A 13,178-nucleotide genomic window follows, 5' to 3' on the forward strand; every position below is an offset into this window, starting at 1 on the left:
GCCGCCCGCGATCGAGTCGATAAATCCGCCGAAAAACGCCGCTGCAAAAAGCACCACAAACTGCCAAAGTTCAAGCTCCATTTTTGTCCCTTTTTAATTTCCAATATTTTACAAAAGGTGAACTTAAATTTTAACCGCCGTACATCGCAATAGCAAATCGTATGCTATAATAGTAAAAAATAAGGATAAAAATGAATAGTTTCAAAAAAATCATAGATCTGATTTTAAAAATTTTCATCATAAGCGTATCTATTTTAGGGGCAATCATCATATTAATAATAGCATTTATTATTGCATCAATTTATTTAAAACCATATAATGATTTTTGGAACGTAAAGAGCAATAATTTTGAAGAATTGAATATTTTAACAGACAATGCAGATATGGATGGATTACTTTTGTATCGTAGAAAAATTCAACCAAATGCCGCAGATAGTCTAGATGAAATCTGCTATGTTCATTACGTAAAGTTAAATTCTACTAACGGCATAGCAGAAAAGAAACTCATTGAAAACGGCTACAAACCCTCCAATAAATCCAATTGTGTCGCTCAAGATAGCAATCTAACGGAATTCAAAAAAATCACGTTTGCGGCGCCGTTTTTTCATTATCTAGGCTATAGTGATATATTTGATAAAATATATTTAGTCTATGGCTCAACAGCTCACTTAGATGTATCTACCATAAGCGCAAAAAATGGACAAATCTGGCAAAAGCAAGGACACGAAATTATTATCTATCCAGGAGAAAATATAATTCAAAAGAATAGATTATTCTCTGAGTGTTTTGGTCCATTCGGTATGTGCAATTAAAGCTAGAATTAATCAAGCAGTGAAGGTAAAATTTTATCTATCTCGCCGCTCTGTCCGAGGCGGTACAGCGCGAAGTCGTATTTGATTGGGTCGCTCGGATCAAAGCGTCTTAAGCTTTGCGTAAGCTGCAAAACCGCCTCGAAATCGTAACTCTTGCGATCGATCAATCCAAGCTTAAGTGAAACTTTATGCGTATGGGTATCGAGCGGGATGAGGAGGCGCGATTTTTCGATCTTTTTATACAGCCCCAGATCGATGTCGCTGTCGCGCACCGCCCAGCGCAGGAAAAGATTGTAGCGCTTATATGGCGACGTGGGCTTTTGCGCGAAGCCACGCCCGAAAAAAAACTCATATCCCAGGCTGCGGTAGGGATTTAATTTGTAAATTTCGCTGATTAAAAAATTTATCCCATCCTCGATCCGTCCGTTTTTTTGCATGCCGCAAAGCACGCTCTCCTCGATGCTAAGGCTGTTTTTAAGCCGCTTTAAAGTTATAAAAATTTCAGCGACATCGCGCGAGCTTTGAAATCTATATTTTTTGCTCGCAAGCTCCACTCTAATGCGCTCATCGCTCCCGTCTAAAAGCGAAAAATCAAGCGAACGAAGAAATTTTAAAATTTGAGCCGCGTTGCCGTAAGCAAACAGCGCACAGATGAGCGCTGCGACGTCGTTTCGATGTCCCTTTGCGACCTGCAGCGGATCGGGCGCGCCGAAAAGATCCGCGTCGCAATTTTTCAAATCGGCGTAATAATCTAAAATTTGCTTTAAGCTTTTCATCTTGCGTAGTAACTCATCGTCGTAGCGCCGAATTTGCGCGATTTAAGCAGCGCGAAATCGCCGATTTTAGGCGGCAGCTCAAGCTCGCTCATATGCTCGATCGCGATTAGCAGCTCACACTGCGCGCAGCTCAGGCGCGCTATCAGCGCCAACACCCGCTCATAAATCCCGCCAAAGCCCTGCCTGATCGCAAACGGCGGATCCAGATATACAAACACTCTGCGCGTGGGATCAGATATGGAATTTTCTCTGGAATTTGTGGTATGACTTTCGCTTGAATTTACGGCAGAACATTCTCCTAAACCGTTTGCGGTAGAGTTTTCACCTAAACCGCAGGCGAAATTTTCGCGGGAGCTAACAGCGAAATTTTTTCTTAAATCATGCATTAAATTTACGCTTGAATACAAATTCTCTCCGCAGCTAACGCCAAAATTACCACTAGAATTTGCAGTGGAATTTTTTCTTGAATCATAGATGAAATTTGCGCTTGAATATAAACTTTCTCCGTAGCTAGCGTTAAAATTTTCGCCTAAATTTAAAATTTCTTTCTCTTCGCAACTCGCGCCTAAGCCCGCGCCGCGATTTGTGTCAAAATTAGAGCTCTTGCCGCATTTTGAGCTTAAATTTACGCTACGATTAGCGGTCTCGGCGTCGCTTGCATCGTATTGAGAAACGCAGTTATCGTCAACTTTTTCGCTAAAGCTCACAGCGTCCGCAGCTAGCGAATTCATGCAGTATTTTATGCTAGTAGCGCCCGTGCAATCGACAATCTGGGCACAATCGCCAAAGCCCTCCACGCCTGCGTAATCGCCATTTGCGCCGCTCTGCGCGCCATTTTGAGTACTGTCCGATATACCGCTTCGCATGCCGCATTTAGCCAAATTTTTCACGCCGCTTTGCGTGTCGCTTTCCGCTTCGATGCTCTGTGCGGCGCGGTATCCGTTCTCGCCCTGCTCTACGCTACTAAAGCTTTTGCGGCAGCCCTCTTTTTCGCTGCTTAAATTTTCACAGCAGGCGTCGTCGTCGGCATGGTTTTTGAAATTTTTGCCGCTTAAATTTGGCGAATTCGCGCTCGAGCGTCCGTTCATATTCGCTTGCAGCTCGTGCAAAATTTCGGGTAGTCGCTCGAAGCAATCGCCCAAAATCGCATTTGCGCCGAGCTCGAAAAGCTCGAAATTTTTCCGCATTATCTTATGCGCGGCGACATCCTTTTCAATCGCATAAACGTTTTTTGCGCCGTTACTTAGCGCTTCAAGTGCCATCGCACCGCTGCCGCCGAAACACTCGATAAACGCCGCGCCGCGCAACTGCGCTCGCCACGTATCGAAAAACGAGCCTTTTACGATGCTTTTCGTGCTGCGCGTACTCGAAAGCGCGGGCAGAGTAAGCTTTTTGCCCCTATAAATGCCGCTTGAAATTTGCGTAAAGAGCGTGCCGCCGAGCTTAGACAATTTAGCCATTTTGCCTTCTTAAAATTTCGATGATTTTTGCCTTAAACTCATCAAACAGCGCGCAAATTTCCTCTTCCGCCGCGTCGTATTCGCTAAAATCCCGTTTTAGCGAGCCTTGAAAATCCTTCAGCTTCGATAGCAGGGTATTCTTGGAAAACGGCAGCGTCAAATCTCCGCCCTCGCCGATCAAAAATAGCGGTTTTGCCGAGCTTTGCGGCCCATCGCTTATCACGAAGTCACAATCCTGCGCACTTGCAGCATGGTCCTTCAAAAACAGCTCCAGTGTCTTTTTCAAAATTTCGCAGTCGCAATCGATAAAAGCTTTCATCAAAGCCCCTTTTTAAATTTTATCATCTTAAACTTTTCGCCAAACTCAGCGCGCAGGTGATTGAACTGCAAAAGCGCGTTGTGATAGCCCTTCTCGCCGCTTTTTTGCATAAAAAGCTCTAAAAGCTGGACCGCGCCGAAGTCCATCAAAGCCGCAATCTGTCTTTTAAAATCCGTCGCCACCGCGCCCGCGTCCTCAAACGCCGCGCGTAAAATTTCAAAATTTACGTCGTAGGTAAGATCGCTTTTGCCGTAAAAATCGCTCAAGTTTTGCACTTCAAAGAAGCTAAAAACCTCGTGGTTTCGGTAAATCCGCAGGCTAAAATCGCCGATAGAGCCCATCTGCCCGTAATCAAAGGCGATGAAATAAAACCTCTGCGCGCTGGCGCAAATTTCGCGCGCGAAGCGAAAGTATCCGACCGGGATTTCGCCGCGCGAGATGCCGAATCTGCGCGCGAGGGTCAAAATTTCGCGTTCTTTTATGGAGGCAAATTTTACCGCACCGCTTTCAATAAAAAGCATATTTTCGCCGTCCACCGCCTCGCATTTAAAGGCGTCAAAAAGCTCGTTTGCCACAAAGATCGCATCTTTAAATTTTGCTTCGCGCGCGCTTGCGAAGTGCTTTAGCGCGATTTCGCCGCCGAAGCTCTCTGCAAAGCTCGCCCGCTGTAGCTCGCGCAGACGCTCATGCGGCTCGATAATCGCAAAGCTAAATTTATCAAGCGCCGCCGCACCGCCTAATGTAAAAATCGCCTGCGCTATATCGCAAAGCAGCCGCCCGTCGTGCGAGCCGATCTCTACGATAGCGATTTTAGCGGCTTTTTGCAGCTTTTTTGCAGGCACAGCGTCTAAATTTAGCTCGCTCGCCGCAAGGTTTTGCCGCGACCTATCTAGGCTCGCCGCCGCGTCTAAGCTTAACTCTTGCGCCGCGCAAAAATCCGCGCTTAGGCGTAAAATTTCACGCGCGATGCAGATCCCAAAAAAGCTCCCTACGCTTACGGCAGTGTAAAAATCACCGCTCTTGCCGATTTTAGCGGTATTTGCGTAGTAGCTCTCGTTTAGCCAGCTCTCAAAAAAATCGCTAAATTTCACGCCCGTACTATCTCGTCCAGGCTCTTGCGTAGGCGTGCAAAGCCCTCTTTGATCTCCGGTTTTTTGATATTTAATGCAGGCAAAAATCTAAGGGTGCGCTTGCCGGATTTTAGGATCAAAAGTCCGTTTTGCAGGGCTTTGTTAAAGATCTCGCCCAGATTTTTTTCATCGCGCAGCACGAGGCCTTGCATCAGACCGAGCCCCACGCGCTTTTCGATAAGGCTAGGATAGTCTGCGGCGATGGCGTCCAGTTTTTTGATAAATCTTTTTATAGTCTTATCAAGCTTGCCGCTCGTTTTTAAAAACTCTAGCTGCGAAAGCACCGCAAGCGCCGTAGAGGTCGCCAAAAAGTTACCGCCGAAAGTGCTGCCGTGCTCGCCCGGAGCGAAAATGTTTTGCTGCGCCACGCACGCGCCGATCGGCACGCCGCCCGCAAGACCTTTAGCAAAGGTGATGATGTCGGGGCGGATGCCGTAAATTTGCGACGTCGCAAACTCGCCCGTGCGATATACGCCGCACTGCACCTCATCGGTGATCAAAAGCAGCTTTTTCTCTTTCAAAACCGCCGCCAGCCTTTGCACGCTCGCCTTATCCAGAGGCTTGATACCGCCCTCGCCCTGGACTAGCTCGATCATCACGGCGACGCTGTTTTCATCGATGTGCGCGATGATCTCATCAATATCGTCGAAAAATTTAAACCCGGGCATATAGGGCGCAAAAATTTCCGGATGAAATTTCTCCTGCCCGGTAGCTTGTAGCGTCGCTAATGTACGGCCGTGGAATGAATTTCGCAGAGTTAGAATTTCAAATTTCTTATTAGGGAAGTTTACAGTGCCGTATTTACGCGCCATTTTGATCGCCGCTTCGTTCGCCTCCGCGCCAGAGTTACAAAACACCGCGTAGCTGCGATACCCCAAAAGCTCGCTAATCTTTTGAGCCAGGGCTTCTTGGGGCAGAATTCTATAGATATTTGAGCCGTGGATGATCTGCGCGGCTTGCGTGCCGATCGCTTCAAGCACGATCTCGTTTGCGTGCCCCAGGCAGTTTACGCCGATGCCTGCGCCGAAATCCACGTAGTCCTTGCCCGCTTCGTCATAGACTATCGAGCCCTCGCCTCTTACCAGCGCCACGTTTACGCGCGCGAAATTATCCATCAAATAGTTCATTGTTTGTACTCCACTTTAGGCAGATGCCAAGATTTGTAATAAGCCACCATGCGAAACGCAACCCCTAAAACCAGCAAAATAAGCACCGAGACTACACCGCTAAGTCCCAATCCATCAAGCACGAAATATATCAAGCCCACGCCCATGCTTATCGTGCCATAAAGCCCCGTATGCAAAAACCACGGCACTTCGTTCAGCAACACGTCGCGCAAGATGCCGCCGCCCACGCCGTTGCAAAACGCGATCAGCACCACGCCGAAAACGTTATGATTATAGCTTAGCGCAACCATTGCCCCGACTATCGAAAAGCTTACGACGTCGATCGCATCGGTTAGAATAAATAAAAATTTACCCTCCAAATCGCGATTCTCGTAAAGTTTGGCAAAAATGGCTACGGCGCTTACCGCAAGCACGATCGTTACGGGCGCATAGTGCGTAAACGAGTAGATTTCGCGGCTTACCAAGGTGTCGCGCATGATCCCGCCGCCAAGCGCCGTCAAAAACGCCGCGATAAAGATCCCAAGCCAATCGCAGCCCTTTTTTACGCCGAATAAAAACCCGCTAAGCGCCGCCGAAGCGATGCCTATGCACTCAGTAAGCTCTAAAATACTCATATCACAAACCGCTAAAATCCTTTTAAAAACGCATTTTACAACAACTAAATATAAATTTCGGTAAAGCGCAACGGGTTGGAGAAATTTAGACGCGGTGAGATAAATTTCAGAGCGGCGGATAAAATTTGAGCGCGGTGAATTAAAATTCTACGAGATAGAATTTTACGAAACAGAATTTCGCTAGGTAAAATTTTACGCGGCAGAATTCTACGCGGATAAAATACGGCGTCGCTTCCGCGTAAATATAAAATTTAGACTTGAAATTTCTTGAAATTTATAAATGCCCGCGGGATAAAATTTCACAGAATTTTATCGCGGCTAAAATACATAGCGTCGTAATCGGGCGCAAATTTTAGTTTGAAATTTGCAGCACCTGCGCGCTAGAAAGAATTTAACGCTACAAAGTCGGCTATATGCTTACGCTAACGGTGCGTAAATTTTGATTTGAAATTGCGCCCTTGTTTTGGCGCCGTGTTTTGCCGCTATAAAATTTCATGCGATTTTACGGAGAGCGAGCCCGCGCGGAATTCTACGTAAAATTTTAAAATTTAGCGGTCGAATTCTGCGTGGAATTTTACGCCGAGCTCCCGCTAGATTATTGCAGTCTCTCTTTTAAAATTTCCCAAATACCAGGCATTGCCAGCAGTCCGTTATGCGGCGCGTCTGGTATTTCATAAAATAGATCGCCCGCCTTAAGAGATCCCGCAAGATCATACGAGTGGTGCACCGGTATCAGCTCGTCGGCGGCGCCGTGGATGAGCGTGATCTGCGTGCCGCGCGCCGCTTGCAAAAATTCCGCGGTCGGAATCTTGTATCGGATCAAAAATTTCGGCACAAAGGGGATTTTTTCGTGCGCAAGCCGCTCGAAGCTAAAATATGGCGCGAGCAAAATCAGCCGCGCCGCATCCCACTTCGCGGCCTGCTGCGCGGCGATGCCGCTTCCGATCGAGTAGCCGATCATCGCGAGCTTCTTGGGCGAATGCTGCGCCAAAACGTAGCGGCTCATCGCATCGGCGCTCGCAAAAAGCTGCTGCTGCGATGAAATTTTGCCGTCCGATTTGCCGTAGCCAGGGTAGTCGAAAATATAAAAATCGTATCCCAAAGCCGCAAAACCCGCGCCGTATGCGCCCCAGCCGCTCACGTCGCCGAAGTTGCCATGAAAGAACAAAATCGCGCCTTTGGGCTCTGCTGCGCTAAATTTCAGCCCGTTTATCGCCCCGCCCTCAAACGGGATATTGATCTCTTGAAATTTTATCGCAGCAGTGCCGTTTGCCGCCGCACTATTTTGCGTAGCGGACGACGGCGTATCTAAATGCTCGTCGTTCTCGGGCACATTCACAACTCCTGCAAATTCGGAATTTTCAAAGCTAAATTTGAAGTTTTTATCCAGTGGCTCGCCCAAAAATATCAGCCGCTCCTGAAAGATATAAAGTCCCGCTAGCACGCAGACATAAACACACGCCGCGATAACGCACAGCCTAAGTAAAACCCTCATCGCCGTCCTTTAAATTTAAAGCCGAGACGCAAAAACGCGCGATGGCACACGAAATTCCATCTCGCAGCTAAGCTTTAAACTCGCTCAAAAACCACTGAAACGCCAAGATCAGCCCCGGCGCGCGCACGATCTTTTCGTCAAACATAAACTCTCGCGCCTTGGCCGCAGGCAGGTAGAAAAGCTCGATCTTCTCGCCGTCCACGCCGCCGCCGTGACCTAGCTTCATTGATTCGTCGATGCACGCGAAGTATAAAATTTGACGGTTCGCTGCAAAGCCAAGGGCGCTGTAGTAGCTCGTGATAAATTTCAGATCCTTCACGGCATAGCCCGTTTCTTCGAGCACCTCTTCGATCGCCGTTTGCTCCTCGCTGATGCCCTTGTCTAAAATGCCAGCGCAAAGCTCATAGGTGTAGCCCTTCTCAGGCGAGTTGATTAAGCCCTCCTCTTGATAAAACCACACGCTGGGGCGAAACTGCTTGACGAGCAAAAGCGCGTCGCGCTGCGTATGATAAAGCAAAATCGAGACGCTATCGTGCACCTTGACGCAGTCCCATGCGCGCGCTATGCCGTCCATTTCGAAATTTAGGCGAAAGGGTTTAACAAAATTGGAGCTTTTAAGCTCGGAAATTTTAAAATTTTTTATAGTAGTATCCACGTCGCAAGTCCTAAAAAGCTAAAAAATCCCACGATATCCGTTACCGTGGTAAGCAGCACGGAGCTGCCGACGGCGGGGTCGATATTTAATTTTTTAAGCGTGATCGGAATGACGGCACCAAAAAGCCCCGCAAGCGTTAAATTTAGCACCATCGACATCGCAATCACCAGCCCCAAAAGCTTAATGCCGAACCAAAAATACGCCACAAACCCCATCAGCGTGGCAAAAATGAGTCCATTTATGAAAGCGATCGTGATCTCGCGAAAGAGAACCTGCTTTTTGTCTTTAAACGCTATCTCGCCCAAGGCTAGGCGGCGCACGGTTACGGTAAGCGCCTGCGTGCCGGTGTTGCCGCCCATGGAAGCAACTATTGGCATAAGTACGGCGAGCGCGACCAGCTTTTCGATAGTGGCGTCAAAAAGCCCGATGATCGTAGAGCTTACGATCGCCGTGCATAAATTTACTGCTAGCCACAAGGCGCGCGCGCGACCCGCCTTAAAGATCGTCGTCTCATCATCCTCCGCTTCGTCATCGACGCCCGCGAGGTTGTAAATTTGCTCGGTGGCGCGCTCTTGGATGAGATCGTGGATATCGTCGGCGGTGATACGCCCGATGAGTATGCCGTTAGCATCGACAACAGGGATGACGTTAAGGTCAAATTCTTCAAAATCCTTGATCACGTCGTCGATCTTATCGGTATCGGTAGCGAAGTGGATTTTGTTTTCGGCGCCGAATTTTTGTGAAATTTGCTCCAGCGTGAGCGAAAAATCGTATAAAATCAGATCGGATGTCGAAAAGCTCGTAAGCAAATGCCCTTTTTTATCGAGCACAAAGAGCTGAAAGACGTTCTCGATCTCGTCCTTTTCGCGCATAACGCGCAGCATCTCGACCGCCTGCCCCAGAGTCTGATCCTGCCTGGCGCTAAAAACCTCAGTCTGCATATACGCGCCTGCCTCATCTTCGCTATATTTGGAGATAGTAAGAATATCGTGGCGATCGTCCTCGTCAAGCCCGTAGAAAATCTGCTCGGCCTTGTCCTCGTCGATTTCGCCGATGTTTTGCAAAAGCTCCGCCTGATCGTCGCTTTCGAGCTCCTCGATCGCTTCGACGATCTTTTCGTGAGGCAGAGTTTCGATGACATCTTCGAGCATATGCTCGGGCATCTCAAGCGCAGCATCGGCAAGATCCTCAGGATCTAGCTTTTTTAAGAATTCTACGTATTTTTCTTCGTCATGCTTCTTTAGAGTTTTTAAATGCTCCGTAAGATCGGCGGCGCTCAGCTCATGCTCAAGCGTATCGCCTAGATGCGCATCAAGAAGTGCCTTAGCTTCCTCGACGTCGTCCAGCTGCTCTTTATTTTCCATAACTAGCCTTAATTTATCGTAATAAGCGGCTCGTAGTTTTCAAATTTAGCAGGGTTTTTCGAGCCGTCTTTAGCCGCAGCCATTCTGGCGTCCATATCTTTGACGAGAGCTTTAAATTTAAGCTCCTCAGCGCTTATAACGTTAGTTTTTTCAATCTTGACTACTTTAAGAGGATCTATCGCCTGCTTATTTTTATAAAGTCCGAAGTGCAGATGCGGTCCCGAACTAAGCCCGGTCGAGCCCACATAAGCGATTAGTTGGCCTTGCTTGACACTAACGCCTGCTTTTGTGCCGCTAGCAAAGCCGCTAAGATGCGCATAAAGCGTACTGATACCGCCGCCGTGGTTGATCTCTACGGTGTTGCCGTAGCCGTTTTTACGCCCTACGAAGCTAATCTTGCCCGCCCCTGCGGCATTTACTCTAGTACCTTTAGGAGCTGCATAATCTACGCCTAAGTGCGCGCGATATCGCTTTAAAATCGGATGAAATCTTTTAGGGGTAAAATACGATGAAATTCTAGTATAAACAAGCGGCGTGATTAGCAGAAAAGATTCGACCTTTTTACCGCTTCGGTCGTAGTATTTATCATCGAAAAAATATAGCGATTTGGGCTTTTTATTTTCCTCGATCATTCCTGCGGTGATATTTACTCCGCCAAAAGGTTTGCCAAGGCGCGTCTTTTGCTCATACAGGATCACGAGCCGATCGCCCTTTTGCAGCTTTTTAAAATTTACCTCGTTTTTAAAAACAAGCATAAACTCATTAGCTAAAGCTGCATTGCCCGTAGCTTTGATGATATCTTGATAGGGCGAGCTTTCGATCTGAATTCCTAAAGAGTAGCTGTTTTCCTCATAAACTATCGGAGTATAAACGAATCTAAAAGTGCCGAATTTATCGCGGTATATGTGGATCTGAAGCTCCTCGCTGACAGGGATTAACAGCTGAGATACGCGACCTGCTGGATCACGCAAAATTTGACACTCCACGCCAGCTCGTACCTCGGCGGCAAGCTCCTGATCCTCTTTATCCAGGTCATAATATACAGACGCGGGAATGCCCGCAGTTTCCATAAATTGCAGAAGACTCACGCCATCGGGCCAGGCAAACTTCTCTACGCTGGGGTTGTTCGCAAAAACTACGCCTATCCACAGAAAAAGCAATATAAAAATTCTAGTCATATAAAACCGCTTTGAAATATTATTTTAAGGCGGGATTGTAACGAAAAAACGCTTATATTTCGTAAATACCGTGGAATTTTATCGCTAATTTCAAAGTTTTATGTATAATTAGCCGAAATTTTATTCAGGAGCAGAATTTTGAAAAAAGCTTTACTTATTTTAGGTCTATTTTTAAGTGCGGCGATAGGGGCGGAATTTAACATGCCGCGATACGAAACCGCCCTACTTAGTGTAAAGGATGGTTCGGGCGAGATCACAGATAGCCCTACGATTGCCGTAGGTAGCAGCGGAGTGGTGATGCATAATTTCGGCAGTGGCGCGAGCTCCATCATCGCGCGTGCCGTCGTTACGCAAAAAAGCGCAGGCAAGGCAAAGGTACGATTTGAGGTTTTTGATATGTTAGCTCAAGAGGCGCTGCCACTGCCTAAAATTTTACCTTCAAGCGGCGATAAAGTGATCTTAAATTTCCTCTATGACCGCGCCATAATCGTCGCGCCTAACGCTGAAATTTACGAGCAGGTTATCAAGGCTTTTCCGAATATAAATTTTATCCACCCAGATCTTGGCGGCGCCTATCTTAGCTACAACCACAAGCCAAATCCCAGCCGTGACGATTTTCGTAAAATTTGCGCGCAAAACAGCGCCGGACTGATTTTTATCGCGATGGATAAACAAGGCGTATTTGCCGACTGCGGTAGTTTTAAGCCTTTGCGTACGTTTGCTAGCGGCAGCGTAGCTTATTATCAGCTACCATTTTACTCGCGCGTGGGCGAGATAAAGACCGTCATTTGGGATTTTACTAATGGCCCGATCAGCGATTACGACAAACACTACCGCTATTTGCTGGGCTTAGATGGCGACGAATAGCGCTGCGCGAGCGTTTTTTACAAATCTATTAGGCGCGGATAATGCCTATTTTGACGAGGCTCATCGCACGGCATACTGCTACGACGCGACGAAAAGGCGCTGTCTGCCGGACGGCGTGCTTTTCCCGCGAAGTGAAGACGATGTCAGTCAAATTTTAAAATTCTGCAACGAAAATTTAATCCCCATAGTTCCAAGAGGCGCAGGTAGCGGTTTTACTGGTGGATCTTTAGCCGCAAACGGCGGAGTGATTTTGGCATTTGAAAAACATATGAATAAAATTCTAGAAATCGACATGCAAAATCTACTCGCCGTAGTCCAACCCGGCTGCATAAATATCGATCTGCAAAAAGCAGCCGCAGCGCGCGGGCTTTTTTATCCGCCCGATCCCGCAAGCCAGGATTATTCCACGCTAGGAGGCAACGTCGCCGAAAACTCCGGTGGCATGCGCGCCGCAAAATACGGCATCACCAAAGACTACGTAATGGCACTGCGTGCGGTACTGCCTAACGGTGAGGTGATCCGAGCGGGAAAACGCACTATAAAAGATGTCGCAGGCTTCAACGTGGTAGGAATTTTAATCGCAAGCGAAGGCGCGCTTGCCGTCATCACCGAAATCACGCTCAAACTAATCCCGATGCCAAAGCTTAAAAAGACCGCGATGGGCGTCTTTCCTAGCGTAGATGCAGCAATGAATGCCGTGTATAAGACAATGGCAGCCGGTATCACGCCCGTGGCGATGGAATTTTTAGACGCGCTGTGCATAGCCGCGGTCGAGGAGAAATTTCATAAAGGCTTGCCGAAGGGTGCAGGCGCGATTTTGATCTGCGAAACAGACGGCAATTTAGAAGCAGTGCTTTTGGAGGAGCTCGCGCTCATAAAAGAAATTTTTGTTCAAAACGGCGCGAGCGACTTCCGCATCGCAGAAAGCGAAGAGGAGCGTGCGGGCATTTGGTTTGCGAGACGCAACTGCTCGCAGGCGATCAATATCTACGGCACGCTTAAGCTAAATGAGGACATCACCGTGCCGCGCTCGCAGCTGCCCGAGCTACTGCGCCGTATCGCGCGCATCGGCGATAAATACGGCGTGCGCGTGCCCTGCTTCGGGCACACGGGCGATGGCAATGTCCACACCAACGTCATGGTCGCCGACAAAAAAGATGAAGCTCAGGTGCGACGCGGACATGACGCAATCACCGAAATTTTCAAAGCTGCAGTTGATCTTGGCGGTACGCTCAGCGGCGAGCACGGCATCGGGCTAAGCAAAGCAGAATTTATGCCACTAGCTTTTAGCGCAGCAGAGATGGAGCTATTTCGCGCAATCAAAAGGGCTTTCGATCCAAAAGGCATCTTAAATCCTGGAAAAATGGGGCTTTAAAATTAA

13 protein-coding genes and 1 pseudogene are annotated in these 13,178 nt (G+C 47.9%); 3 read left to right on the forward strand and 11 right to left on the reverse strand.

Going from position 1 to position 13,178, the window contains the following annotated elements:
• Positions 1-191: 191 nt before the first annotated feature.
• The gene (locus Q0117_RS00190; protein WP_297920886.1) at positions 192-812 is read left to right on the forward strand and encodes a hypothetical protein; all 621 of its coding nucleotides are present in this window, start codon (positions 192-194) and stop codon (positions 810-812) included.
• An 8-nt stretch (positions 813-820) separates the two neighbouring features.
• Here Q0117_RS00190 and Q0117_RS00195 read toward each other — a convergent pair whose 3' ends face one another.
• From Q0117_RS00195 to Q0117_RS00240, 11 genes and pseudogenes are all read right to left on the reverse strand, one after another.
• The gene (locus tag Q0117_RS00195; protein ID WP_297920890.1) at positions 821-1,588 is read right to left on the reverse strand and encodes a TIGR02757 family protein; all 768 of its coding nucleotides are present in this window, start codon (positions 1,586-1,588) and stop codon (positions 821-823) included.
• Positions 1,585-2,676, reverse strand: a complete 1,092-nt coding sequence (locus Q0117_RS00200) for an RsmD family RNA methyltransferase (RefSeq protein ID WP_366807605.1) — start codon at positions 2,674-2,676, stop codon at positions 1,585-1,587. The genes Q0117_RS00195 and Q0117_RS00200 overlap by 4 nt, the downstream gene beginning before the upstream one ends.
• Positions 2,677-2,691: 15 nt before the next feature.
• Positions 2,692-3,048, reverse strand: a pseudogene (locus Q0117_RS10590) (RsmD family RNA methyltransferase); the annotation flags it as partial.
• Positions 3,041-3,367, reverse strand: coding sequence for a hypothetical protein (locus Q0117_RS00205; protein ID WP_297920896.1), 327 nt, complete (start codon positions 3,365-3,367; stop codon positions 3,041-3,043). The gene Q0117_RS00205 and the pseudogene Q0117_RS10590, both read right to left, overlap by 8 nt.
• Entirely contained in the window at positions 3,367-4,458 is a 1,092-nt protein-coding gene (locus Q0117_RS00210; protein ID WP_297920899.1) for an SAM-dependent methyltransferase, read from the reverse strand. The genes Q0117_RS00205 and Q0117_RS00210 overlap by 1 nt, the downstream gene beginning before the upstream one ends.
• Positions 4,455-5,624: an aspartate aminotransferase family protein gene (locus Q0117_RS00215; protein ID WP_297920902.1), complete on the reverse strand. Its 1,170-nt coding sequence runs from the start codon at positions 5,622-5,624 to the stop codon at positions 4,455-4,457. The genes Q0117_RS00210 and Q0117_RS00215 overlap by 4 nt, the downstream gene beginning before the upstream one ends.
• Positions 5,621-6,238, reverse strand: coding sequence for a TRIC cation channel family protein (locus tag Q0117_RS00220; protein WP_297920905.1), 618 nt, complete (start codon positions 6,236-6,238; stop codon positions 5,621-5,623). The genes Q0117_RS00215 and Q0117_RS00220 overlap by 4 nt, the downstream gene beginning before the upstream one ends.
• Positions 6,239-6,833: 595 nt before the next feature.
• The gene (locus Q0117_RS00225; RefSeq protein WP_297920908.1) at positions 6,834-7,733 is read right to left on the reverse strand and encodes an alpha/beta fold hydrolase; all 900 of its coding nucleotides are present in this window, start codon (positions 7,731-7,733) and stop codon (positions 6,834-6,836) included.
• A 67-nt stretch (positions 7,734-7,800) separates the two neighbouring features.
• Positions 7,801-8,388 (reverse strand): NUDIX hydrolase, encoded by a 588-nt coding sequence (locus Q0117_RS00230; RefSeq protein ID WP_297920910.1) that lies wholly within the window; start codon positions 8,386-8,388, stop codon positions 7,801-7,803.
• Positions 8,373-9,752 carry a magnesium transporter gene (gene mgtE, locus Q0117_RS00235; RefSeq protein ID WP_297920913.1) on the reverse strand — a complete coding sequence of 460 codons (1,380 nt, stop codon included), beginning with the start codon at positions 9,750-9,752 and terminating at the stop codon, positions 8,373-8,375. The genes Q0117_RS00230 and mgtE overlap by 16 nt, the downstream gene beginning before the upstream one ends.
• 8 nt (positions 9,753-9,760) lie before the next feature.
• Positions 9,761-10,930, reverse strand: coding sequence for a peptidoglycan DD-metalloendopeptidase family protein (locus Q0117_RS00240; protein WP_297920916.1), 1,170 nt, complete (start codon positions 10,928-10,930; stop codon positions 9,761-9,763).
• 138 nt (positions 10,931-11,068) lie between these two features.
• On the opposite strand from Q0117_RS00240, the gene Q0117_RS00245 reads away from it, so the two are divergent.
• Together Q0117_RS00245 and Q0117_RS00250 are read left to right on the forward strand one after the other, a co-directional pair.
• Positions 11,069-11,797 carry a plasminogen-binding N-terminal domain-containing protein gene (locus Q0117_RS00245; protein ID WP_177386883.1) on the forward strand — a complete coding sequence of 243 codons (729 nt, stop codon included), beginning with the start codon at positions 11,069-11,071 and terminating at the stop codon, positions 11,795-11,797.
• Positions 11,784-13,172 carry an FAD-linked oxidase C-terminal domain-containing protein gene (locus tag Q0117_RS00250; protein ID WP_297920921.1) on the forward strand — a complete coding sequence of 463 codons (1,389 nt, stop codon included), beginning with the start codon at positions 11,784-11,786 and terminating at the stop codon, positions 13,170-13,172. The genes Q0117_RS00245 and Q0117_RS00250 overlap by 14 nt, the downstream gene beginning before the upstream one ends.
• The last annotated feature ends 6 nt before the right edge of the window (positions 13,173-13,178 follow it).

Origin of the sequence: uncultured Campylobacter sp., from assembly GCF_937997535.1 — a bacterium.
Lineage (GTDB): Bacteria > Campylobacterota > Campylobacteria > Campylobacterales > Campylobacteraceae > Campylobacter_B.

Bases quoted from the DNA above. Each gene is read 5' to 3' on its own strand.
- Q0117_RS00190 (WP_297920886.1), top strand. From the start codon at position 192: ATGAATAGTTTCAAAAAAATCATAGATCTGATTTTAAAAATTTTCATC.
- Q0117_RS00195 (WP_297920890.1), bottom strand. From the start codon at position 1,588: ATGAAAAGCTTAAAGCAAATTTTAGATTATTACGCCGATTTGAAAAAT.
- Q0117_RS00200 (WP_366807605.1), bottom strand. From the start codon at position 2,676: ATGAACGGACGCTCGAGCGCGAATTCGCCAAATTTAAGCGGCAAAAAT.
- Q0117_RS00205 (WP_297920896.1), bottom strand. From the start codon at position 3,367: ATGAAAGCTTTTATCGATTGCGACTGCGAAATTTTGAAAAAGACACTG.
- Q0117_RS00215 (WP_297920902.1), bottom strand. From the start codon at position 5,624: ATGAACTATTTGATGGATAATTTCGCGCGCGTAAACGTGGCGCTGGTA.
- Q0117_RS00220 (WP_297920905.1), bottom strand. From the start codon at position 6,238: ATGAGTATTTTAGAGCTTACTGAGTGCATAGGCATCGCTTCGGCGGCG.
- Q0117_RS00225 (WP_297920908.1), bottom strand. From the start codon at position 7,733: ATGAGGGTTTTACTTAGGCTGTGCGTTATCGCGGCGTGTGTTTATGTC.
- mgtE (WP_297920913.1), bottom strand. From the start codon at position 9,752: ATGGAAAATAAAGAGCAGCTGGACGACGTCGAGGAAGCTAAGGCACTT.
- Q0117_RS00240 (WP_297920916.1), bottom strand. From the start codon at position 10,930: ATGACTAGAATTTTTATATTGCTTTTTCTGTGGATAGGCGTAGTTTTT.
- Q0117_RS00250 (WP_297920921.1), top strand. From the start codon at position 11,784: ATGGCGACGAATAGCGCTGCGCGAGCGTTTTTTACAAATCTATTAGGC.